The organism is Pedobacter sp. AC464 (assembly GCF_979253075.1).
The window spans coordinates 1,148,298-1,171,700 of the sequence record NZ_CEEDBV010000001.1 but is presented as its reverse complement, the minus strand read 5'-3'; the positions used below and the strand labels follow the sequence as shown (position 1 = coordinate 1,171,700).

26 protein-coding genes are annotated in these 23,403 nt (G+C 38.0%); 16 read left to right on the top strand and 10 right to left on the bottom strand.

Going from position 1 to position 23,403, the window contains the following annotated elements; translation table 11 throughout:
• Nucleotides 1–401: 401 nt before the first annotated feature.
• Both AC0IWT_RS05045 and AC0IWT_RS05040 read left to right on the top strand, forming a co-directional pair.
• Entirely contained in the window at nucleotides 402–1,286 is an 885-nt protein-coding gene (locus AC0IWT_RS05045; RefSeq protein WP_471796260.1) for a hypothetical protein, read from the top strand.
• 104 nt (nucleotides 1,287–1,390) lie between these two features.
• Complete coding sequence (locus tag AC0IWT_RS05040) at nucleotides 1,391–2,356, top strand: hypothetical protein (protein WP_471796259.1); 966 nt, start codon at nucleotides 1,391–1,393, stop codon at nucleotides 2,354–2,356.
• Between the two features lie 10 nt (nucleotides 2,357–2,366).
• Here the strand turns inward: AC0IWT_RS05040 and AC0IWT_RS05035 are convergent, their stop codons facing one another.
• Entirely contained in the window at nucleotides 2,367–3,458 is a 1,092-nt protein-coding gene (locus tag AC0IWT_RS05035) for an SMEK domain-containing protein (RefSeq protein WP_471796258.1), read from the bottom strand.
• Between the two features lie 332 nt (nucleotides 3,459–3,790).
• Here AC0IWT_RS05035 and AC0IWT_RS05030 point away from each other — a divergent pair, with 332 nt between their 5' ends.
• The 4 genes from AC0IWT_RS05030 to AC0IWT_RS05015 all read left to right on the top strand — a co-directional run bounded on the left by AC0IWT_RS05030 (nucleotide 3,791) and on the right by AC0IWT_RS05015 (nucleotide 6,375).
• The gene (locus tag AC0IWT_RS05030) at nucleotides 3,791–3,919 is read left to right on the top strand and encodes a hypothetical protein (protein ID WP_471796257.1); all 129 of its coding nucleotides are present in this window, start codon (nucleotides 3,791–3,793) and stop codon (nucleotides 3,917–3,919) included.
• Nucleotides 3,920–4,110: 191 nt separating this feature from the next.
• Nucleotides 4,111–4,539, top strand: a complete 429-nt coding sequence (locus tag AC0IWT_RS05025) for a hypothetical protein (protein ID WP_471796256.1) — start codon at nucleotides 4,111–4,113, stop codon at nucleotides 4,537–4,539.
• Complete coding sequence (locus tag AC0IWT_RS05020) at nucleotides 4,536–5,840, top strand: hypothetical protein (protein ID WP_471796255.1); 1,305 nt, start codon at nucleotides 4,536–4,538, stop codon at nucleotides 5,838–5,840. Before AC0IWT_RS05025 ends, AC0IWT_RS05020 begins: the two co-directional genes overlap by 4 nt.
• A gap of 319 nt (nucleotides 5,841–6,159) precedes the next feature.
• Entirely contained in the window at nucleotides 6,160–6,375 is a 216-nt protein-coding gene (locus AC0IWT_RS05015) for a hypothetical protein (protein ID WP_471796254.1), read from the top strand.
• 690 nt (nucleotides 6,376–7,065) lie between these two features.
• Here AC0IWT_RS05015 and AC0IWT_RS05010 read toward each other — a convergent pair.
• From AC0IWT_RS05010 to AC0IWT_RS04990, 5 genes are all read right to left on the bottom strand, one after another.
• Nucleotides 7,066–8,652 (bottom strand): RNA-directed DNA polymerase, encoded by a 1,587-nt coding sequence (locus AC0IWT_RS05010; protein WP_471796253.1) that lies wholly within the window; start codon nucleotides 8,650–8,652, stop codon nucleotides 7,066–7,068.
• 39 nt (nucleotides 8,653–8,691) lie between these two features.
• Nucleotides 8,692–9,435, bottom strand: a complete 744-nt coding sequence (locus AC0IWT_RS05005; RefSeq protein WP_471796252.1) for a hypothetical protein — start codon at nucleotides 9,433–9,435, stop codon at nucleotides 8,692–8,694.
• Between the two features lie 108 nt (nucleotides 9,436–9,543).
• Complete coding sequence (locus AC0IWT_RS05000) at nucleotides 9,544–11,361, bottom strand: Piwi domain-containing protein (protein WP_471796251.1); 1,818 nt, start codon at nucleotides 11,359–11,361, stop codon at nucleotides 9,544–9,546.
• Nucleotides 11,362–11,594: 233 nt separating this feature from the next.
• Entirely contained in the window at nucleotides 11,595–12,815 is a 1,221-nt protein-coding gene (locus AC0IWT_RS04995; RefSeq protein ID WP_471796250.1) for a putative phage abortive infection protein, read from the bottom strand.
• 20 nt (nucleotides 12,816–12,835) lie between these two features.
• Nucleotides 12,836–13,300 (bottom strand): hypothetical protein, encoded by a 465-nt coding sequence (locus AC0IWT_RS04990; protein WP_471796249.1) that lies wholly within the window; start codon nucleotides 13,298–13,300, stop codon nucleotides 12,836–12,838.
• A gap of 216 nt (nucleotides 13,301–13,516) precedes the next feature.
• Between AC0IWT_RS04990 and AC0IWT_RS04985 the strand changes: the two genes are divergently transcribed.
• The 9 genes from AC0IWT_RS04985 (at nucleotide 13,517) to AC0IWT_RS04945 (ending at nucleotide 18,856) form a co-directional block, all read left to right on the top strand.
• Nucleotides 13,517–14,140, top strand: coding sequence for a hypothetical protein (locus AC0IWT_RS04985; RefSeq protein WP_471796248.1), 624 nt, complete (start codon nucleotides 13,517–13,519; stop codon nucleotides 14,138–14,140).
• A gap of 54 nt (nucleotides 14,141–14,194) precedes the next feature.
• Entirely contained in the window at nucleotides 14,195–14,377 is a 183-nt protein-coding gene (locus AC0IWT_RS04980; RefSeq protein WP_471797207.1) for a restriction endonuclease, read from the top strand.
• Between the two features lie 190 nt (nucleotides 14,378–14,567).
• Complete coding sequence (locus tag AC0IWT_RS04975; protein ID WP_471796247.1) at nucleotides 14,568–14,747, top strand: PDDEXK family nuclease; 180 nt, start codon at nucleotides 14,568–14,570, stop codon at nucleotides 14,745–14,747.
• A 1,186-nt stretch (nucleotides 14,748–15,933) separates the two neighbouring features.
• Nucleotides 15,934–16,200: a helix-turn-helix transcriptional regulator gene (locus AC0IWT_RS04970; RefSeq protein ID WP_471796246.1), complete on the top strand. Its 267-nt coding sequence runs from the start codon at nucleotides 15,934–15,936 to the stop codon at nucleotides 16,198–16,200.
• Between the two features lie 12 nt (nucleotides 16,201–16,212).
• A complete protein-coding gene (locus AC0IWT_RS04965) occupies nucleotides 16,213–16,479 on the top strand; it encodes a helix-turn-helix domain-containing protein (protein ID WP_471796245.1) in 267 nt (88 codons plus the stop codon).
• Nucleotides 16,480–16,525: 46 nt separating this feature from the next.
• The gene (locus tag AC0IWT_RS04960) at nucleotides 16,526–16,780 is read left to right on the top strand and encodes a hypothetical protein (protein ID WP_471796244.1); all 255 of its coding nucleotides are present in this window, start codon (nucleotides 16,526–16,528) and stop codon (nucleotides 16,778–16,780) included.
• 142 nt (nucleotides 16,781–16,922) lie between these two features.
• Nucleotides 16,923–17,291: a plasmid mobilization protein gene (locus AC0IWT_RS04955; RefSeq protein ID WP_471796243.1), complete on the top strand. Its 369-nt coding sequence runs from the start codon at nucleotides 16,923–16,925 to the stop codon at nucleotides 17,289–17,291.
• On the top strand, nucleotides 17,288–18,232 hold the full coding sequence (locus AC0IWT_RS04950) for a relaxase/mobilization nuclease domain-containing protein (RefSeq protein ID WP_471796242.1): 945 nt from the start codon (nucleotides 17,288–17,290) through the stop codon (nucleotides 18,230–18,232). The genes AC0IWT_RS04955 and AC0IWT_RS04950 overlap by 4 nt, the downstream gene beginning before the upstream one ends.
• Nucleotides 18,233–18,244: 12 nt before the next feature.
• Nucleotides 18,245–18,856: a hypothetical protein gene (locus AC0IWT_RS04945; protein WP_471796241.1), complete on the top strand. Its 612-nt coding sequence runs from the start codon at nucleotides 18,245–18,247 to the stop codon at nucleotides 18,854–18,856.
• A 356-nt stretch (nucleotides 18,857–19,212) separates the two neighbouring features.
• Here the strand turns inward: AC0IWT_RS04945 and AC0IWT_RS04940 are convergent, their stop codons facing one another.
• Together AC0IWT_RS04940 and AC0IWT_RS04935 are read right to left on the bottom strand one after the other, a co-directional pair.
• Nucleotides 19,213–19,800 (bottom strand): hypothetical protein, encoded by a 588-nt coding sequence (locus tag AC0IWT_RS04940; RefSeq protein WP_471796240.1) that lies wholly within the window; start codon nucleotides 19,798–19,800, stop codon nucleotides 19,213–19,215.
• 156 nt (nucleotides 19,801–19,956) lie between these two features.
• Nucleotides 19,957–20,835 (bottom strand): HEPN domain-containing protein, encoded by an 879-nt coding sequence (locus AC0IWT_RS04935; protein WP_471796239.1) that lies wholly within the window; start codon nucleotides 20,833–20,835, stop codon nucleotides 19,957–19,959.
• Nucleotides 20,836–20,960: 125 nt separating this feature from the next.
• Here AC0IWT_RS04935 and AC0IWT_RS04930 point away from each other — a divergent pair, with 125 nt between their 5' ends.
• Complete coding sequence (locus tag AC0IWT_RS04930) at nucleotides 20,961–21,323, top strand: helix-turn-helix domain-containing protein (RefSeq protein ID WP_471796238.1); 363 nt, start codon at nucleotides 20,961–20,963, stop codon at nucleotides 21,321–21,323.
• A 112-nt stretch (nucleotides 21,324–21,435) separates the two neighbouring features.
• Here AC0IWT_RS04930 and AC0IWT_RS04925 read toward each other — a convergent pair whose 3' ends face one another.
• Complete coding sequence (locus AC0IWT_RS04925) at nucleotides 21,436–21,969, bottom strand: ORF6N domain-containing protein (protein WP_471796237.1); 534 nt, start codon at nucleotides 21,967–21,969, stop codon at nucleotides 21,436–21,438.
• On the bottom strand, nucleotides 21,962–23,200 hold the full coding sequence (locus AC0IWT_RS04920) for a site-specific integrase (protein ID WP_471796236.1): 1,239 nt from the start codon (nucleotides 23,198–23,200) through the stop codon (nucleotides 21,962–21,964). The genes AC0IWT_RS04925 and AC0IWT_RS04920 overlap by 8 nt, the downstream gene beginning before the upstream one ends.
• Between the last annotated feature and the right edge of the window lie 203 nt (nucleotides 23,201–23,403).

Sequence of the window (23,403 nt, the reverse complement as noted above, 5' to 3'; positions counted from 1 at the left end):
AAGAAAAATAAAATCTGAAAAATTATACTCAATTTGCTATTATTGACAATTTTATAGTCTTATTTCTGGTTCGAGCTTTATCAATCGCAGACCACAACAGCAAAATTCAAATCCATTATGATAGGTAATGCATTAGGAAATGCACAGGTTACTTTTGATTTGTGCAGGGATTTTGTGCATTGGTGGGGGTGAATGCGCTGAATTAAGGGTGTTATATAGCAACTTTAGGCACTAAGGGCAGGTTGTTCTTAGTACTTTACTATGTCCAAAATTTCGGGCGGCCCTTGCGGGCAATATGTGCTGCTAAAGATCAGGGGGAATCATTTATTGTAAAATACCATTGTAGGTAAAATAAACTAGGTCAATTAATTCGTAAATTCAAAAAAAATTAAACGACAATTTTGGAAGTAGCGCAGTTTAAAAAAGAGGTATTGGCGATCGCTGGCGATCCGCAAAGCACGCAGGAAGAATTGGAGGCATTTATTTATAGTTTTTTTCTACATAAGCCTATCCCAATTGTTCTTTCTTCCTATCCTCACTATGTCAGGTGCAGTATAAACCATCCGGGAGAAGTCTTTAGGAATGTGGCCAGATGCTCCTATAATCCGAATGCAACTTCTGTCGGCTTGATGCGGTGCAATTATCCTGGACAACAGGTTTTCTATGCCGCCGTTCCTGCCTCATCGGAAGTTACTCCATCGATGACCGCAATGTTGGAAACCACCATGGAGCATGTCAAAGACCATGACGTTAAAAAGCACAGGCTGACTTTGAGCAGATGGGTACCTAACAGAAAGTTAAATGTATTTATTTTTCCTTTTTCCAAAGAGAGCATTGCAAGAAATGATGACCTGAAAATAGCCAATGATCAATTCAACCAAATCCTATTGAACACCTTTGGTAATAGTCAGATGGATGCAATCCAGTACTTTAGGGATTCCCTGGAGTTTATGAGCGATGTTTTTACTAAAGGGGAAGACAAACAGGTTTATTACCGCATATCCTCGGCGTTTTACAACTGCATTATGAAGTTCGCGGCAAATAAAGGGATGAGCATTGACGGCGTGCTTTATTCTAGTGCTAACACGCTTTCAGCTGGGCTGAGCATCGTGCTGAAAAAGGAGATGATAGATGATGGAACGCTGAAATGCGATTATGTACACATGTATGAACTGCAAAGAAGCCCATCCAATCCAAAAGATATTACCTTTGATGTAGTAAGTGATGGCGCGGTACCCGATATGGATGGCAATTTTACGTTTGGAAGGATTCTTCCAATATCCTAATTGGGAGCCCGCAATTTGCTTATCGTTATTACTTTAAAATGTACATTATGCTTCTGGTCTGCTCAATTGACAGTAAGTAGTTTGAAAGTACACTTAATTAATTTATGAAGGGATATTTCGGAAATAAGGTAACCTGTGTCTATCTTGACCAATTCGCAGCAAGCAATCTGTTCGATATCCCGCCAAACGAACTTTGGCTTAAAATCAGTCAGTTGTTACTCGATAAGCACAGGGAGCGTAAGGTGATCTGTCCGTTGCCAACAGAACATCTATTAGAAACAGCGAACAAAGTAAAAGAAAATGCACTATTAACAGATTCCCAGTTTCACTTGCTATCTAATGGCTGGGCATTTTTGCCAGAGGCAAATGTAGCGGCGAACGATATCACTCCCATCTTAGGGAAAAGCCCTATATCCAAAAGCATATTTTTTGCGCAGTTAAAGTATGCTGAGACTTTATCCAGAGCGGGTGCGTATGAGGGCTTCAGGGCAAAGCATCGGCTTTTGACCAGCCAAGTTTCGGAAATTGCCGCTGGCCAAAACGATCTCAGGGGAGTTTTAGCTCAGAAGCGCTTTCCAAGGTCTGTCATGGAACCGATGTTCCAAGCCTGTAAATTGATGCAGATCCAGCCTTTCCTTGACCGGTTGCTAGAACTGCTCGACAAAGGGCAGATCATTAGTCAAGGAGTTAATTTTGCAGACAGTACGGTGATTACCTGGACCGATCTATTACTGCAGTTGCTCTTATGGCAGCATAAATTAGATTATAGCGAAGGGCTCAGGCTGCGTGATTTGATTGTCAACAGTGGGTTTAACCTGATTCCCCCTTTGGATATTCGTGTGAGCCTTACTGCAAATCTGGTCATCGAACATAAAAAAGAAACGGTAAACGACCAGATTGACATTATGCGCCTGTCCACAGGTTTACCTGCCTCCGATCTGCTTTTTACGGATAAACAGCGAAAATTTGAATTGCTGCAGATTGGTCTGGCCGAGAAATACCAGACAGAAGTTTTTACCGGAATACATTCAGATCTTGAACTTTTTTATAGCCGGTTGGAACAAATATAAGGACTTGATATCAGGGGTTTGGTTTAACTTCCCAGCCTGATTTCCTTCTCATGGCATTGTCGAATATATAAGTCCAACGCTCCTCTTTTGCCGATCCGGCATGACCATAGAGGATTTCCGAGAAAGGATGTTCTCTGTCTGGAAAAAAGGTACAATAGATCGTCGGTGAACTGTAATAGGGATCGGATTCCAGATCATAGGTTGCGATATTGAGGTATTCAAGCCTAGTGAAAACATTGTAGGGGCGAACTTCGTATTTTGGGTTATCTTTCCTGGGATCGTTATATTCCAAGATATCCCAATACCCCAGCTCATCAAAAACCACATCGCCCCCGTGGGAAATAAATTCTAATCCCCTATCATAAAAGTTCCAGGATTCCACTTTAAGCCATGTGCAATTTTCTGGATCAACTTCCGGAAAAAGTGTGTCATCGGGATCCCGAAGGATGAAATTATGATAGGCGAATTTTATCCAAGGTTCGTAGTGCGAATGCGTCCACTGCTCCTGGGGAAGTTCAAGTTGGATGTCTTTTTTTAGCCGCGATTTCAGGTCCATGCTTTTTTGGATATCCCGGATCGATTTGGATTCAGTAGTAGTAAGGCGGCCTTTGTTCTCCTTAAAAATAGCGCAGATTTTTAAAATCGATTGTGTGGAGAGGAGGTTAATGGTTTTCACCAAATCATCAAAGTCAATGATGTCTGCCTTAACACTGAATTTTACCCCGTCAGGAATCCGGAGGTTGGTGTAGGTTTTTTGTTTCTTTCCCAACACCAGTACGATCAACCGATCATAATCTTTAAACAGCAGGCTTTGGTGAAAGGCATCCAAAGTCTTTTGGATTTTCGATGCAGTCTTTGTGGATGAAACCTGGGCGGCGGTCCGGTTCTTTTTGTCTACCAGGTCAACAGCCGCATGGTTTGCCTGGATGCCATTGGCACTTATAAACTCATGATTAAAAATAAGATTCAAAAGTTCTTTGCTGTAATGTTCAGAAATAAGGTGAAGATCGTGCAGGTTTACCGAGGAAAGCATGCCCAGTTTCCGTTCCCATATTGCAAATTCTTCCACAATTGTTTTTATGCCGACTTCTCTATCATCCATAGCCTATAATTTAACGGCAAAATACAAATCCTTAACCAAAACGAATATAAAATGATTCGAAAAGAGGGCGATGTTGCTTTACGTCTTTTCTTTGACACTTTAAAACTTGGGTATTGCCGAGGTTTTTGCCTAATTTTAGGATGACAAAAAAACGCTCATGAAAGTAAACAATCCTATTTTTTATTACCCTTCCAAATCCCTAACTGATCTAAATATGAATCGCAATGGCAGATAATTTAGTAGGATATTCCCGGGCTGGGGACGAGTTTCATTACCGCTGGGCGGCAAGAAGGTGTCTGAGGATGCTGTTTCCAAATAGCAAATTGTCCAGTATGGTCGTTGAAGGATCCAGGGAGGTAAATGCCGCTGGAGAATACGTGATCGATGTGACCGAATATGCTATTGATCAGGGACGGGAAAGTATTGATTACTATCAGCTAAAGCACACTGTTGTTGTATAACTTCGAAAGTTATTAACTAATTATTGCAGATGGAGTTTTCGTTAGGAGTGATCAATTCATTTCGGAATTTAAGTTCAATCTGTTTCGCTATATCTCTAAGCACCACCGAAAATATAAAAATCCTGGAAGAGAATAGTTAAATTCGAATAAAAAAATTATATTGCCACCTTTAACCATTAATGCCTCAAAACTTGCCCAACTTTAAATACAAGATCAATCACGACAAAATATCGTGTGATTGTCCGAAACTCGATGAGTTACATCCTGTGGATATGATTGCCTACAGGTTTGTACATGAAGACACCACTCATAAAAACTGTTACCTCCCAAACCGAATCATCAACACAAAACGCAAATGCAAGACCTGCATCGAAGAATGCAACTGTTATGCGTTATCATTTTATAACGATATTTCAAAAGCTGAGCAAGCTTTACTTTACCACGCGACCAACACTCCAACCCTTATTTTGGTTGTGGGTGATCATATTGCCGCCTGTAAGTTGGAAAAAACCGACGGATTGGCCGAAAAAAAACTACGGCACGGCCATTTCAATTTTCACGAATACCACGGCACGGAATTTAAAAATCGTTTTTATAACGCCATAAAACAGGAACTATGAAAAGCTATTTTTATAAGATACATGGCAATCCAATTGAAAAATTCGACTACTCAATTAATTGGGTAGGAGATTTAATGTACTATGAGTGGCCGTTAATCAGTATTGTCAGGGTGTTGGGATTTGATTATCCATTTATCAAAGCATGGGTGGACGCAACCAATACCAAAGAGCGCCATTTGTTATTTGGGATCACGACCAAAATGCTTGAAGGCTACCTGATAAAACAAGAGCCTTACTCAGAACTATTTAAAAATGCCATAAGCGATCATTACCTGGCCATTGATACTGACTTAGAAACGGGTAAAGATATTTTGGTAACCGCTTGCAGGCTTTCAGACCTAAACAAAAAATATTCTCCAAAATCAGCTGTCTTGCTCGATTATTACGATGAGGATGAGGTGAGTAAAATTGCAAACGCGTTTTCATTAGCGTTAGACACTGATAAATACCTCTATGGCGAGTCAAGTATTTTAGAACACGCAAAAAGAGAAGGAACGGATTTAATCAATATCCACCTGACCGCTCATAATGATTCAGTGGGTTATGGGACGATTAAAACCGATACGCTTGGTAATGCCTTGGTATTTTATCACAAAATGGCAGAAGCTGCTGCCATAAAAGTGCACTCAGAGCGAAAAGCGAAATCTAATAGCCCGGATAAATGGGCAGATGGGGAAAGAAATAATGTGCTATCCTTTGCACAAACCAGATTTTACGCTCAGGCGGCCTCATTTGATGTTTTTCTGCAACCAATCAGGCAGGTTGATCTAAGTGAAAAAAATAACCCTGTCGAGGACATCACGCAACGTGTCTTTGAACTCTTCCGATTAGGGGAAGATGTAGATCTGGATTCCGAAATTAGGTCTGGACTTAGCGACGAGCTTATTTATGCCTATGAGAATTTTCTGAAATTAATCACCGGTTCAGGCATCAGAGCAGCGATGCAGTATGGCAATCTGCAAAAAGGATACGTAATTCAACATGCCGTAGATGGCTATAAAGCCGACAGAATCCTCAGCAGATTGAAAAACATCAAAATAACTAAAAATTCGGAAAGAACTTTGATCGGAAGATTTACCGCCTTTGACATCACAAAAAAGACCTTCAGTTTTTTAACGGTAAATAATCGTACAATTAATGGTAGCATTGAGAAAACAGTGGCTGAGGGCATTAACCCTCAGGTAAATTTTAAATCCTCGTTTACCATCACTTTAAAAACCCACTACGAAAAGCGCTCATCCAAAGGATTCGAAGTTGAAAAGAACAGTTTAACATCTTGCGTCCCTGTGAAGGACGAATAAAAATGTCACGGGTCAAGAGAGCTTAGCCTAGCTTTAAAGGCAGCACGAGTTCCGAGTAGCTGCCCTAGCCTTAAGGCTAGCAATAGGTTTTTTTTACAAAAATCCATCTTTCTGGACGCTCACGCGGGTCAATCGACCTCCTAAATCTTGGATCGACTAACAAAAATACCTTCATTTGAAATTGTCTTGTTAGTGTATCCTTATTTTCTTTGCTTTCAATACTTGAATTTCCGAATTAGAAGTTATTTATTTGTTTAATTTTACAACAAATCCAAATATGACCGGTTTAACAACTGAAATTACTTGTCTAATATGGACTTTGAAATCCAGAGCTTCCAAGTATCTAGATGCCTTTTCAGAACTATACAATCAAGTAAAACCAAATCTGTTGCTTCTGGTAGAAAGCGATCTTGTCGACGCTCAGATTATCGACATCACCAATGACAAAGTCCGATCAATAATGTTAAATGAGGATAAGGCCATACGACTCTACATCGCAAGGGAATTAGATGCACAACCCATATCAGATGATTAGGATTTGGAACTTGATGCAAAGGCACCTGGCTTTTTTTTGCTTGGGTCGTCGCTTGTTGTTATCGTGTGCTACCTAGAAAGTTCAATCCCTCTCACCGTACCATGATCTTTTGAAATTTTGTTGAAGTTGCTGACTAATTTTTCTTTACTAGAAACCTGAAAAAAGCGAGGACTAAAAAAGACGTATGTTGCATCGTACGTCTTGCTTTTTAAAGCGGCATAAAATTCTGTTGCTACTGCTTGGGCCTGATCCCTATCTTTAATAGCATTGTAAGAGCTTACATAATGTTATTTCGTAAATGTGTCAATCATTACTTCTCCAAGTCCTTAAAATTAAGGGACTGGACTATCGTGATGCTTTATTCCTAAGCACAAGAATTGGGGTTGAAATATTTTTGTAGTTACGAAAATTCCTAAATTAATGTTCTGATTCTCCCAACGTTCGATAGCTTAGCCTCACTTAATGGCTTGGGATAAACCTTCTAAAAATCTGTGAGGGTTAAAGAAAATCTTCCGTCAATTTTGTAAAACTCTTGTTAGGCATTGCCTTCTTTCATGTCAATTGAAAATAGCTATTTGCTATTTAGTGAAATCCATTATTTTTCAATTAAGAGACTTATTTGATCGCCATTTTTGGAAAATAACCAATCCACCAGTGGCTTTCCGCCAGTGGAATGGTTACTCCTTTTGCTCAAGTTTGTGATCTGGTTTGGCTGAATCTTAATTCATAAGCATTTTCACGTTCCATCAGTGATGGTCTGTTGATAGAAATGCCAACGGAAGAAATCCTTGTTGCCGTGTCATAAAACCGAACCTGATTATCCGACAACATTTTGAAAAACTGATCATCTTCAATATAACTGTCAGCAGAGGTTAGCCAACCTCTGACCTTTGCTTCATAAGCCACAAGCCAATGCTCAGAATAAAGGTTCTCTTTAGTCAGTAAAGCTTCCCAAGCTGATACGTCAACCGTTCTTGTAATTAGCCTGGAATGTCGCATGTGTAAATAAAGCAAAATGATGATGTCGTTTGTCGAATGCGCAATTTTTTCTGCATATACTTTTTCTACGTTGAGTTTCAGTATTTTCATGGTCCAAAGTGCCCAAAAAACTTCAAACTCATTTCCAAGATCCAAATGAAAACTAATAAATTCCTGCAAGGCATGCTTAATTGGCTTTTTATCTAAGGTATAAGCGGCTCGCAAATAAACGCCGAAGACCTCTGATAATATAGAAATCACCTTTGGCTCCAATTGGAGGCTATTCAGCATCAGAGATTGAAGTATGTCAAAGTTATCTTTATGGATAGCCTGGTTGCGTACCTTTGAAATAGCATAAGACAATACGGCATCATCTGGATAGTCCTTGGCATGACCGATCGATAGATCGAAGTAGGAAATCAATTGCTTTCGCTGTAGCAAAGGAAAATTTGAAAATCTGAACATTTTAAGTTCCGCATACCATTTGGATTCCATGACTTCAGGTATTTTGTGAATGGTGTCTTTACTGGGATTGAGTTCGAGTTCAAACTCAGCCATAATTTTATGCACCAAACCCCTGGCCACTTCTACATCACCCAAGCTATCAAAATAGAGGTAATAGTCATCGATAATCCTCACGCCCTTGAAGGGCGGAAGTTGTATTACCAGTTTCTCGTCGATCGCCGCTAAAATAATTTCTGAAATGATCCGGCTGGTGTCTGGTCCGACTGGTATCCCAACAGTCTGACCATCCATCATTTTTCGGCAGTCCTCATCTAGGGCATTACCGAAGAGAATATGCCGCCTTCTTTCCAATTTAGCCGCTGCTTTAGTATGTATTGCCCATGGAATGCTATGGGTATAAATGGAGTTGTAAAACCTAGATATATCAATTTTAAGCACATACTTGCTGCCAACTGACTTTGTAATGCGCTGGTCGATAAAGTCATCAAAACTAGGCTTCAAAAGCGCACGTTTTCCCCCAAGCAAAAGCTTGGAGCTTGATATTTGCGAAGCATTAGTTTTATTGGTAATATCTGTCCAGTTCTCCACAATCGTATTACTCATGCGGATATGGTGAATTGGATTTGGAATACTGATTCCTCTTCTATAGCCGCTCGCCTTGGGTATTGAAAAATGCGTGCATTTACTTGAAATTTTATTCCTCATAGGAAGCGGATCGTAAATATTCAAATTTGTCAATATCGCTGGGAGCAGCGGTACCAGATCTTTTGGGGTAAATGGAGGGATGAGTTCCTCAGGAAAATATCCTTTGCCAACGAGCTGTTCTAGAGTCATTCTTTTTGTATCGTTAATAAGAGATTAATTATATCATTGTTATTCGATTTCCATCTCGGTATCGTAATCGGCCCGATAATGATCTAAGCTAACCATTGTGCCTTCGATCTGTTGAATATCAAGAAGGGAAAGTTTATGAAAAAGCAATTTAATTTTTTCTTCGATTTGACCGGGTTCGGGTAGTGCGGTACGGTTTATTAAGTTCGCTAAATCGGGGTGATGAAGTTTAAAATCTTTTTTGGTGTAGATTTCTATTCCTTCTAGTAATGAAAGTGTTTGGCCAAGACGAAAGGCAACCCGTTTGAAGATTTTGATCTGTGATTCGATGTCCAGCCCTGACTGTTCCTTATATGATATTTTCGACAGCGCATCAATCCGATCAGCAAAAACACCCTTTAAGGCCGGTCGGATGGCTGTTTTGTAATTTTTTGCTTTTTTTACAGAAGTCAAAAGTTCCCGGACACAGCGAATGATGGCTAGTAAGATATTCCTTTTTACAGTTCCCTTTATTGGAAGATCATATTCTTGTGAATGCAATCCGTAAGTATGGAATAACGCATTATTCACCGAATCGGTATTTCCTTTTATCGGAATTGATTTGGTCACATAACCATTCTCAATCTGAATGATATTGATGTCCCAAACCGCACACATTGAATACCGGGTTCGTAGATTCTCAGCGATTATTTGGTCAGCATCTGTGCCTGTAGCATCAGGGTGGTCTATAAGGACATCAATGTCTTGGCTGTCCTCTGAACCAAAATAGTAGTATTTATAATTCATATTAATTTTAGAATCGACAGGGTTGTTTCGATGAGTGATTTTCGACTAGGCAATACATTATAATGAATACATTAATTCCTTAGCTAAGATTATCGGAATTAATTCGGACTACAGAAACCATAATTTGTCTTTGCCAAATTCAGGCAAAGTAAGTACGCCAAGGTGCGGAAAGATTTCTGCAACCATTTCCGGATATTTGATGGTTACCGGCAGATGTTGCTGTTTTACCGACTTCCAATACATTTTGCTGAACTGATAGACCTGATCTATAAGTTCTCTGACAATTGGAGGGGTTAACATCTCTTCCTGTGTACAGCTTATGCGCATCTTCACAGGGAAGGGAAATCCATCGGCAGTTTTATGAGCTTCACCATATCTGGTATTGTTGAATAGGAGATATTCCTTTTTTCCTACCTTGACGTAGGTGCCGCTGGTCGGCATAAGATTAATCCAGTCGGTGTCCCAGGCTATAATGTCACTAGATTCGGTTTTGTTTATGGTTATCACGAAGACAGGTATCTCTAAACCTAAATTGTATAGTTTAGTTAATATGGGTTTGATTTCCTTGTGGCTCATGTCTTTATAAAAATGAATGATCAGCCGTTCAGGGTTATTATTAACAGAGGTAAACTTTAGGATTGCCTCTTGGATCGCACCCGCTAAGATATCTGTATCCGTTTTTAAAAAACAGTCGAATTCATTGAATTCCCCGTTGTTTTGGAACGAGAACGCACTACCCACATAATGCAAGCCAGAGTCCTGACTTTTAAACGCGCCCACGCCAACCACAAGTTCATTTTTTAATGAGGATTGAATTCGCCATGGAACCCCTCCAAGTTTCGCCAACGCCGCGACGGCGATGTTGGTCATGCTATATTTATAATCATTGCCTTTCTCAAGCATTTTACTTTCCACGATTACCTGAGAATGGATTTTTTTGGCCAATAATATTTTTTTTAAATCATAATAGATCTGACGTTTTTGACGATCAGGCTCGTGCTTATCATAGGGGGATAAGTAGATCGCAAAATATTCAATGTCAGCCTTCAAATCTTTCGCTTCTATTTCCTGTTGTATCTCAGGAATAGGATCTAATAAATTTTCAAAAGTTATACTGAAATTTACCTCCGTATGATATCGCACTTTCGTTACACTCTCCAACCCTCTGAAAAAATCTACTCCACTTTGATTGTAGGTGTGTAAGGTCTTTGCCGAAATCGTTGAGTCTTTATGATAAATAAAGAAAAAATGAACCCGGGTGTATGGAGACTTTTTAAAAGGCCCTTTTTTAATTCCCTGCCTTGCGTCCGAGTCAATGTGGTTGTTACCAAATATCAGGTTATTACTTTCTACTCGCACATTACCAATTTTGGTTAGCGGCAAATTATAGAAACTGGTTTGAGAGAGGTTAATCAGTTCACGAAACCGAGTTTGAGCAATGAATCTCTCGACGAAATCATTAATTTTCGGGATAAACTTTTTATACTTATTTGATTTATCCAATTGAGGTAATCCCATTTCCAAATCGCGATATATATTAAGTCCCATGACCGGGTAAGCCAAGTCGTGATCTACGAGTTGATGATCATTGGAATCCTGATATCGAAGTAGCTCATTAGCCTGCAACACATAACCTAGATGCTCTGGTTTGATTTCGCTTGCCTGGTTTAGGGTTTTCTTAAATACCTTTGAAACGCCATCGAATGCGATTAACAGTTCCCCACCGCTGGTGACCTTGGAAAACTGCGTTCTTAAGGTAAATCGGTCAAAAGCTTTAAAATCAATAGTTTCTTCCTGAGGGATCCAGATCTGTACATCGTTAACAAAATTTCTTTTGGTTAGCACATTTTGCTCCTGAAAATATTGTAGAATTAAAAAATTATAAAACCGTTTTACAAAGGATTCTTTTTCTGTAGCTAAATCCAACTCCAGAAGTTCAAAATTATCTGAGGCTACATTAAAGGTGGTTTAAATAAACTCTCTTTCGGTATCCAGGCCGAAACTAAGAATAACCTTTTCTGAAAGGAGGTTTCGGTGCACCCGGTGCGCTTGGTTATTTTCCTGGATCGAAAAATAAAAGGGCTGAAGATTAAATGGTAATCGAAATGGAATAATATTGGTTGAAAAATTCATTGAGCGTGAGGGGGTTGATTTAGCAGTTATTTAAAGCATTTGGTCAATTCTGCTCTTTGTGTAGGAGCGGGATTAAATTCAAAATGTATTTCAGGATAAAACGTATTTAGTCTAACGTTTTCCAATGGACTGAGATTAGGCGTATTTTTAATCAGATTATATTTCGTGAATAGCCAATTGTTTTTATTTTTTTCGTTTGCATTTTTGCTGACATGCTCTAACTCCCAGGCTCTACCCATAAAAGAAAGCGAATTGTAAAAAATAAGGTATTGTTCAATGGTAGAAATTTGAGCCCGAAGCATTTTTACATAGTTATACTTTGCATTAAAATCAATGGTATCCTGCTCATTAATGTATTTTACCGTCAGAAATAGATGCCTAAAATAGTGGCCTAACTTATACTGGTGTCCGCCATAATACTTATCTGTTGATGTGTTTCTTAAAAGTGCCTCGAAGGCGTCTTGGTATTCACGATCGAACTGTGTTTTGGTTACCGTTTTAACCTCCGTATATTTTGCCATAATCCCACGAATGGTTTCTGCGCTTAGCTTGCTTTTCTGAATGATATTCCAATTGGCGAGATCTGTTTTGGTAATAGATTTCAACTTAATAAATCCCAGGATATCCTCAATTAGTTGATGGTTGTATTGTCTCTTTAATAAATGTTTTAGAGACACCAAATCATCTTTGGCTACGCCAAAAAAAACAATAGAATAAGCAATATCGATATGCGCCAATTGAATAGGGCTAACCGTACGCGGTTCGGATATTTTTTTTATTTCTTCGATTATTTCTGACTGATAATAAGCCATAATAGTCCCGCCATCAAAAAACGCTGCAATTTCTGAAAAGCACTGCTCAAATTGGTTGGCGATAAAATCGATTACCCGCTGTCCATTGAGTTCTTTCTCTCTATTGTAGTGCAGATTGCTAACCGTATCTTTGTGGATTTTAATCAGTTCAATAAAGCGGTTTTCAATTTGGGATTGCAGAAACTGATTCTTTTGATCGTTTTGGCTATCGGTCTGCGACTTAAAACTGAAATAGATCAGTATGAATCCCATAGCAGACAATAGAGTGCCAATAACACCACCGACAAAATCCGAAACCTGTGCGGTATTTTCCCAGGAAATCTTTTCCTTTCCTATAAAGTTAAAATTTTTGCAAACGATGACTAGGAAGATTATGGTCGCCAGAGCGGTTACAATCGCAAGTATAATCAGTGAGAGGCGTAAAAATTTTATCATGCATTAAAAATAACTTAATTTTATTGTTTTTCTGTAATGATCGAAATTTCTGATTCATATTCATAAAAGTATTCTGCAAGCAGGGTTTCTAGATTCCGATACGCCATCGGCACTAAGTATTCAGTAACCGCTTTTATTTCCAGGTATAGCCAAAGTAAATTGTATTTTATCATTTGAAGTATGAAAATTACCTCTCGGTTCTTCTGATGTTCTGGATTTTTATGGTTTGCCCATTGGAGGTCCTTACTAACGATGGTATTCGCAAGATTACGAATCATTTGAACCACTTCTCTATTTAAATGCTTGTCTACTAAATACTTGCGATGCTCTAAGCTTATGGCATTTTCGAAACTGGATCTAAAATCATTCAAATAACTTGTTACACAGTTCGAGATGATAAGCTCGTAGTATCGCAACTTGTCATTATAAGGCTTGATAAGATTAAGCTCATATTTAATAATTCCAGTAGCGGAAATGCTAGACATCTTCCCAGCATGTAGCCGGTACCAATCAGCAGTAAGCTCATTACGCAATAAAGAAGATATTTGAAGATCCAATATGTCCCCAATACAAGTTAAATTCATGGTGAAAATTAAGCCAATATAAATATTTGAATTCGAAAAATTTGATTTCTAATCACTTTAATAAAGTCGACTCCGGATATTAACCTATAATATATTAAAAAGCGTCAAAAAAAATCTATGAGACTATTGCCTTCTCAACTGAATCAACTTTACGACATTATTGTTAACTCTAATTATTTCTCTCCGTCCCAGTTTGTCAAATCTGCAACCGGCGAGCAATTTAAAATGACCGGGACTGATTTCTATTTTATCATTTTTGAAGACCAAGAATATGTCAATTCATTATATATCAATTATTCACCTGGAGAAACCCTTTACAAAGATGGGTCTTCAAGGATAGGATGGGTTGAGGTGACATTATATTTTAGTCGATGGCTTGACTACCTAAAACGTGAAATAACTGCTCCCAATAAGTGGGGAAGGCTCTTTGAAGAAATGACCCATCTTGTTGGGGCTCCTTCAACTCAGCCGGACGAGTTTACCCACAGTGAATATCTGGATGTCGCCAGTAAGATTGCGCAGATCAAATCTTCCCTTAATCAAATACACTTACTTCAGGAACAGCACAAAGCCATCAGTGATAAACTTGATAATTTGTTAGAACTAGCCACAAAACTAAATAAGTTCGACTGGCAAAATCTTTTTATCGGAACAATCATCAGCATCATTATACAACTGAATGTAACTCAGGAAAACGCAAATTTATTATATGAACTGATTAAAAAGGTATTAAAGGTCTGATTCTACAGTAGCAAGTTAAAAAAAAGATTTCAAGATGTTTACAATGTAAACGACATACAATTTGAACAGCTTAACCCTATTGAATTTGAGCGCTTATGTTTTGATTTACTGCTAAAGCTCGGCTACCAACAATTAACCTGGATACAGGGAGGGGCAGACAATGGGCGTGATATCGAAGGCCACCTCCATTTACAAACCCCACTTATCCCGCAAGTTAATTTATCCTATACTTACTGATAGAAAGACGATATAATAAGCGCTCATACAGGTAACGTATGGCTAGTTGCTGGAAATCAACTTTTTTGGACTTTGCAATATTAAACACTTTAGTCCGTATCGATTTTCCGATGTCTTTTTCATAACTGAATTTCCAGATAAGTTTTTAATATATTTTCTACCCGCATCATTCGGGCTTACTCCATGAGTTTTGTTAGATTCCTGTCCTTCTGAGTGGCATAAATCCTTGTTTTATAAAGGTATACGCTACCTCACGCATCGGAAGGATTTCCATGGAAAACTAAATATTGCCATCAAGACATACCGGCTGGCCATCTTTGTCGATGGTACCTTCAGTCACCGCTACGGCTGGAACAAAAAGAAAAGCTAGCTCAACACTAACACCAGCTTCTAGATCACAAAGATCGATGGCAGCATGCCGCCAGACGCCCAAAACCGTGAAAACTTGAAGCGTACTCGCCCAAAATGACCATTTTTTAAAAACTCGCAGTTTTGAAGTTCAGTCTATTGTAATAAAAAAATGCATAAACTGTTTATTGACCACCTCTGCGAAGAGTTAGTGTTGTAACTAAATTAAAATCTGGTAGTCTCATTATCAACTATCTATTGTAATATCATGAAAGCTATTCTTATGAAGGAATATTTTAAACCTATTCAGCCATTTAGAAAAAGAGAGCATCCATATGATATTGGAAATTCATATTCTTGGTACAGAACCCACTATGATAAGCATTTTTTAAACGTTGTGTACGATACAGATAACCAAGGATTCGATGCTCTTTATCGTTATCATTTGGAATAATTCAGATTAGTAAATGAAGGCTCAAATGATGCTGAATTCTACAAGCACGTCAGGGATTTGATTAAAGATGGTATTATCGACCTGTTAAAGGATGATAAACCGGGATCTTTTTTCAATAGACATGGTAAAATCAATCAGAAGAAAATTAAACTACGTGCTTTCCTTGATTATCTAGATAACAGTTCTTTTCATGATCAAACATTTGAGGCTAAAGACGAGATAATTTCAAGACAAATTCTAGAAATAGAATCCCTTAACAAGAATCTGATTGAGTTAAAATCACAGCTCGAGCAGACTCGAAAGCTCGAGACTGGAGATTATGTTAATATCTCTGATGGCCACTTACTCAAACTTTTGGATCTATTCCAGAAAATACAGGATATCAAAATTGATTCAGATAAAGAGCTAGTGTTTTCCCAAACCCAGATTGTCTGGGTAAAGATGATTTGTAAATATTTTCGACACAATCATAAAGAAATAAATTTCGATACAGTTCGAAGGTATTTCCCCGCTAATAGAAACGACCCCAGTAGGCGGTCAGCGTCGATTCCTGGTAAACACAGTGTATTTCAGATAAGCCTTTCCAATAGAAGGTCTTAAGGTATATTTTTTCATTCTAGTCGTCAGTTATGTTATTTCCGTAATGTAGCTAACTGCATGTCTTATTACATACGCCACCATTCTTACCATGCAATTCCGTATGGTAATCTCCAAATTTCCATAAACCACACTTTTGATTCAAAAATCAAATCGTATGGAAATTATCAATCAAAAAAATCTAAGTGCGTGCATACGTGATGCGGTACGAGTGGAACTACAAGAACATTTTACAAAAAACATTGATGTTCAAATTTCAGAAAGACTTTTATCTAAGACTGACCTAGCTGACGAACTGGGTATCTCGCTGGTAACGCTAAACCTCTGGATGAAGAAAGGACTTCCTTTTTTGAGGCTGCATAAAAGAATTTATTTTAAAAGGAGCGAAATAGTTAGTGCGATGCAACAGGAAATCAAGCTTTAAATTCTAGAAAAAATGAGATTAGACCTTATTACAAAAGAAGATTTATCAGAATTCAAAGTGGATATGATAAATGCAATTGAACAGTTATTAAAGGGTGGCAGTACACAGCAAAAGAAGTGGTTAAGAAGTGCAGAGGTTAGAAAGATCTTAAAAATTTCGCCAGGAACTTTACAAAACCTAAGAATTAACCGTGTACTCGCATTTACAAAAGTGGGCAGTATTTTTTATTACAAATTGGATGACATTAATGCCATAATGGAAGGAGTGAGACGTGAATAATTCAAGACCTGAGATCAGTGCACATCACGATTTCTTAATTAAACGTATGAGTAAAGATGAGAAAATTAAGATGCCCCACCTTGCTTTATTTGCCGGCCTAATTATTTGTTGGACTCAAGAGGGACAAAAAAATCCCTTTTCGATAACCCGGAAAATATTAATGTCATTTTCTAAAATTTCATCAATTGCGACTTATCATAAATGTATTAAGGAACTTGATCAACTTGGCTATATTATTTATCAGCCGTCTTTTCACCCTAGAAAAGGTAGCCTTGTCACTTGGGGAAATCGCAATAAATAGATCAGTATTTGGGAGAAGTTTTTTTATAACTCTGAGGGAGCAAGTTTGTGTTTTTGTTACACAAAAACCTTTGTCGCTCCAAGCGAAAAAGAACTTGTCTTTTTACTCCCGATGGTCGCAAAAAGTAGGAAAACCAAAGTGCATGAAAGAGCAAGCTAAATCAGAAAAGTCGGCAACAGCGAAAGGCGGGAGACCGATAAAGAAAATAAAAAAAGATTCTGGGATAAGAGTCAGGCTGAGTAAAACGGAATATTTTATGATTGAACAGAAATCAAAACAGGCAGGTATGAAGATCAGTGATTGGTTTCGCCATGCAGCAAAATCAGCCAAGGTTTCACCAAGGTTTAATGCCGAAGAGCTTAAAATATTCAGGATACTGGCTGGTATGGCGAATAATCTCAACCAATTAACGAAGCTTTCTCATGAGCAGGGCTTATTGCTGTTTCAGAAAAAGTGCCGAGTGCTAGTAGACGATATCAATGAAATAATAGCTAAGCTTTTCAAGGAATGATAGGCAAGGTGGTTATTGGAAAAAGTTTTGGAGGCTGCGTTCGTTATGTGGTCAATAAAAAAGATGCCGAATTGCTTTACGGGGACGGAATCAGATTAGCTGATCCATCCTTTGCTGTTAAAGATTTTAATTTGCAGCGACAAATGAATCCGGCACTTTCGAAGGCAGTTGGTCATATTTCTCTTAGCTGGAGTGAAGTTGATTCCGAAAGACTGAATAGTGAAAATATGTTAGCAATGGCGAAGGAATATCTGGCGCTCATGGGCATCATAAATACTCAGTTCCTTATTGTTCGTCATCATGATAATCACCATCCTCATCTGCATATTATATACAACAGGGTGGATGATAGCGGGAACACTATATCCGATAAGTTCCAGTTAAAAAAAAATGTTGCAGCATGCAAGGCAATAACATTAAAGCACGGATTGTTTATGGCGAAAGATAGAACAGAGGTCAACAGAAAAGCACTAAAGGGAGGTGACAAGGTTAGATACCAACTTTTTGATAAGATAGAAGCAGCCCAAAAACTGAGTAAAGACTGGCAGGGTTTTATTTCCAGATTACATAATTCAGGTATTGATGTGATTTTTAAATATAAAGCTAATAGCGACGTAGTGCAAGGAATATCGTTTAAGGCCGGAGAATATATTTATAAAGGCTCGCAAATTGACCGAACATTAAGCTTTGGCAAACTCTCAGAGCACTTTTCTAGGAAATTTGTCGGAGAAAAAACGTCAGACTCAGTTGAAAAGCAATCAACATATATTTCTACGAGGGAAGTTTTGAAGGATTCATTTGGGCTAACTGAGGCACTAAATACACTGTTCGCACCTCCAATATTTTCGTTTCATCATGGTGAAGCTGAGCCTGACCCGAGGAGAAAGAAAAAAAGAGGAGCTGGTGATGATGAGGAACAAAATCAGGGCAGAGGCAGATAAAAGATATATGTCATGGAGAACACAGAAGAAAAATTAGAACAAATAGAACAACTGATTGAAGTTTTCATCAGCAAGCAAAAATTAATTGAAGATAAGTTAGATACACTTATTAAAAACCCTCCTGTCAATTATGAAGAGAAATCGGATAAGATTCTGGAACTAATTGCTCAGCAAAAGAATGCCGAAAGTTTTTCCATTATCAGACAACAGATTCAAATATTGGTTGAAAAGTCAGAGAGAGCGCCAGCAATTATTCCTGTGAGGCATCATCACAATTTTGATTTTAAAGCCAGACCATATTTTACTGGTGCGGCTATTATAGCTATCATGTTCGTACTTTCACTAAGTTGTTCTCTATATTTGTTTTTTCAAAACAGGCAAATTGCAACTGATGCCGAAAAATTTTTGATATTGAAGGGAAATCAGCCTAATCTGGCTTTTACAATCGATTCTTTATACTCGTTAAATCGGGAAGGACTAATGAGACAAACTGAAGAAAGAATTTTGGAACGGGAACGGTTAATTTTAGCGGCTGAAAAAGAACAAAAAACTAAAGCGGATTATAATAGAGCAAGGGCCGAAAATAAGGCCTTAAAACGAAAGGGTTTAAAAAAGTCAAAATAGTTGTTTTGCTCACACATCTTCGGCCTGCGAATGGCCCACCACCAAAAGAACCCATCGCGTCTTCGCTAATCTTCGCTCTTAATGTGCTATTTGCACAAAAAGGGAATTGTGTATATTTGAAAGTATTAAAATTTCATGTATGTTCTCAACTTTAAGTTTAGCCTTTCTAGGTACACCCGAAATTATTCTCTTCTTTTTATTTTTTGCCTGCATTTTATTATCTTATTTTTTAATAAAAGGCATTATTTACTTTTTAAAGGCTTTAAAAGGTAAATAGATATCCGATGATGATTGGTGGTAACTACGTCGTCCGCATACCCTTTGCCGGATTGACTGCTCATAGATAATTGACGGGTTCAGGCACTTGCTTTATTCCTTTCCTTTATTAACCATATTGCTTCAAACAACCGAACCAAGTTTTCATAGACAGCAATGATCTCTTCTTTCGATAGACTATCCTCCATATATTTTTGACTTAATGAATCATAAAGCCAGTTTTTCAAAATAGCATGGTAATGGCGGAGTTTAAAGGTTTTAAAAACTCTCCTTAATACTTTCACAGGATTTATTATTTCATCTGCAGCGAGGTGAGTTGGATAGTCCCTCATTCTTTTCTTTTCTTTTTTTATGCACCATTCTACAATGATATCAATCTCACCACTATCAATATCAAGTTTTCCAATTGTTTTTTTTCGAACTAACCAGGCCGCTTCAATGACTTTCATAGTAAGTTCATAATCATAAAGTCTGTCGGATGGGCTGCTTTTAAGCGGATGATTAGCCTCAAATGAAACGTCATTGCGCCATTTTTTCAACATCTTAAGTTGATCAGGTAACCATGCCGCATCAAAGAATGCTGTTATCGGTTTGATCGGCATTACCATCTCCTCATCATCAAGAAGTATAATCCTATTTTTCTTTTGTCTGTTTAAATTATTTTTCACAAGAATTATTTTGAATTGAATTAGTTGATAATTAGTTAGATAAGCTCAATTATAAAAACTTTTGCCAGGCTGAATACATAGTGGGGATAAACGGGTAAAAGTTGAATATAGATGACAAGTTGATCCTGTATGTGTCTTCTACATTCTTAAATCGAATTATTCAAAACATATTTTATTTTCCATTGCCAAATTTTCTGCCCTTTCAAATTCTGATATTTTGTTTTCACATAATCTTCTGGTTAGCTCTTCAAAAGCATAGGCTTTGGATAATAATTTATCAGCATCGTCCTGCTTGACGCTAAATCTGTCATTATATCTGGCCTGCGAGTAGCTCTTTAACAAGATTTCAAATAATCTGCGATCTTCCTCCGTTGCCTTAAGCATATCGTAAGGTAATGGTGAAAAGCTGCTACACAAATCAAGCTGCCGCCCTAAATGATGAATGTCAGATCGGTAGGCGAGGTGTACACGAATTAGTGCTATCGTGCATTGTTCTATAACCTGGTGGGTCATAAACAGACATACCGCATAATGCTCATTACTGTAGCAATCCGCTGCACCTTCCAAAAATCCGGCAGCGAGTTTAATCCTGTGCGCATAATGTTTGCTTGCTTTCTCGGAATTCTGTGAGGAATCAAAAGCGATACTTGGAGTTTCATTTAAGATTCCAGTTGAGCTGTAAAGGTGTTGAGCCGCATTTAATATCGAAATGAAAAAGCGATTATTCTTTTCAATGCAGTATTGAATGGTTTCGATACCGTGCGAGAGCATAGTTATCTTACCGGAGAAAAATCTGGTATTGCAAAAATCCTGGGCCTCATGCTCGTTTCTTGTTTTACTCTCCATGACCATTAACAAAAAGTAGTGGTGCTCAGTTGAAGAATAAGTGGAGCCAAAACATCCCGATTTTGTTGCTGTTTGAGTCAGCTTGCAAAAGCAATAAATATAAATTGGCTTGAATTTCTCTATAAGCAATCTACAGAGCTCAATGATGCAATCTGTCCTAACCGTTTGTAATACATGTTTTGTTTTCATAACTATATGATTTTGAATTTATTCCAAATCTCCATATCTGTTCGATCGTACCGAACCACGAGCGGGTTGTTAAATACAAAAACTTAGTTGTTTTTAACGCTCGAAAAAAATCGATATATTTGGGTATGGAAACATCTGAAAAAAACACTCGAATGCATTTAGGGCGTAAAATCTCTCGTATACGTGAATTACGCGGGATGAAACAAGAAGCGCTTGCTAATGAATTAGGCATCAGTCAACAGGCTATCAGTAAGCTTGAGCAGAGTGAAGATATTGAAGATTCGACCTTAGATAAGGTTGCAAAGGCTCTTGGTGTGACCGCCGAAGGAATTAAGCATTTCACTGAAGAAACTATTTTTAATAATATAAATAACTTTCATGATAATTCAATTCAAAATAATTTTAATCCAATAGAAAAAATTGTTGAGTTGTATGAAAGATTGTTAGCGAGCGAGCGTGAAAAGAACGAAATTTTAAAAAAGTCTTAAATCTTCAATCGAGAGATATAATTATTTTAACTAAAAGAGCTTATCACAATTTGTGATAAGCTCTTTTGCATTTTTTGGCAGAAACTCTCGACCTTCAAAAATTGGTTGAATTTTACAGGTCATCTGGTCTGAAGCCTATTCGCTTTCTCGCAGGTTTCGGAGTTTCTGGTTTATCCAGTAACTCATCAAGATATTTGAATACTATCTCCATATTCTTATCCTGATTATCCAACTTCTTTTTGATCTTTTCGATTTCCATTTTAATTTCAATATTGTCGCTTAATATGCTTCTGATCCGGGTGAAAATTCGGATAATCTGGATATTCATTTGGACGGCTCTTGGACTTGACAATACGCTGGAGAGCATTGAGACACCCAGCTCTGTGAAGGCCATGGGAAGGTATTTTAAATTAGTCCCAGATTCCAAGGTGCCAGTTTGGCACCTTGCATTATAATACTCTTCAGCTGTGATTTCGAACATAAAATCATCAGGAAAACGTTCAATGTTTCTTCTTACCTGTCTTTTGAGCTGTTTATTTTCTACGCCATAAAGGTTAGCGAGATCTGAATCAATCATTACCTTATAACCTCTAATGAGATAAATCCGGTTAAGCACCAATTCATCAGTAATTATGTGATTATCCATCTGATTTTTTCTTATTTAATTTTTGTGATAATTTTTCTCTTAGTCTGGCCATATCAGCACCGACCTTGATGTCCACAACTTTAGCATATTGCTGAGTGGTTCTGATGTTAGTATGGCCAAGCATCTGGGACACGCTTTCTATTGGGACCCCGTTTAAGAGCGTTACCGTTGTTGCAAAGGTATGGCGGGCAATATGAGTGGTTAGTTTTTTATCAACTCCGCATATAGTCGCTATTTCATGCAGATACTCATTCATTTTCTGGTTACTGGGAACCGGCAGTAGCATATTCCCATCGCATATGGGATGATCAGCATATTTGTCTAACAGGTCTTGCGCTTGCGGGAGAATCGGTATTGCGGAACGGGTATTAGTTTTTTGCCTTACCTTGACTATCCACTGCTCACCATCTATACCTTTATTGATGTGGTTTTTTCTTAAATTTCTGACGTCTGTATACGCCAGACCAGTATAGCAACAGAATAAAAATACATCGCGAACTGTGCCAAGTCTTTCAGAGGAGAATTCCTTTTCAGTAATTTTCTGAAGTTCGTCCTCGTCCATGAAAAATCTATCCGTTTTCTTTGTTTTGCCTTTATATCCGATGAAAGGATTATTTTCAATTAGTTTATTGTGGTGACTAATGTTGATGATCTTACCTACGCTTTTTAATACTTTAACAGTATAATTATTCGAGCACTTTTTTACCGAGCGGATATAAAAATCAAAATCACTTATAAATTTCTGATCTACCTTTTTCAGGTCCAAATCTTCAAGCTTATATTTTTTTTGAATGAATTCCTGCACATGCTTTCTGAGTACCAGAAAGCGTTTGAGCGTACCCGGCGCATAATCCTTTCCAACCAGTGCTCTCATTTCATCATTGTGTTCATCGATAACATCAAGGATGGACAGCATATTGATCTCCTTACCCTGGAATTTTGCCTTGATTGATGCAATTGAAATTTCTTCATTTGCATTTAACAGCGACTTGTAGGCATCGTAAACCTTTCGTTGCAGCTGGTCTAACTGAAAGTTCAGCGTCATTGATTCTTCCTTTTTACCGCTGGCTCTGCCGGAAAATGAATTCCACAAGCTGGGATGACAGGACCGCGCAGTAGAAATCTCTGCACGTTTACCGTTGAGCGTCAGTCGGATGTAAATCGGTGCTACATCACCTTCATAATTTTTTTGTCTTTTCAGATAGAAAAGAACACTAAAGTTGGTTTTCATAATGATAACATTAAGAGTGAAACAAAATTAGCATTGCAGTAAGACCTTTACAAGATGTGCGCGAGGTGAACGGCTTGTAATTCAATTCGTTAAGCCGTTCTGGTGAGGAAATTTAAAATTCAGCTCAACTCACCAGATCACTCACCAGACTATTCCAAAACACGCTTAAACGATGCATAAAATGGAATTTCCGTAAAAAACAA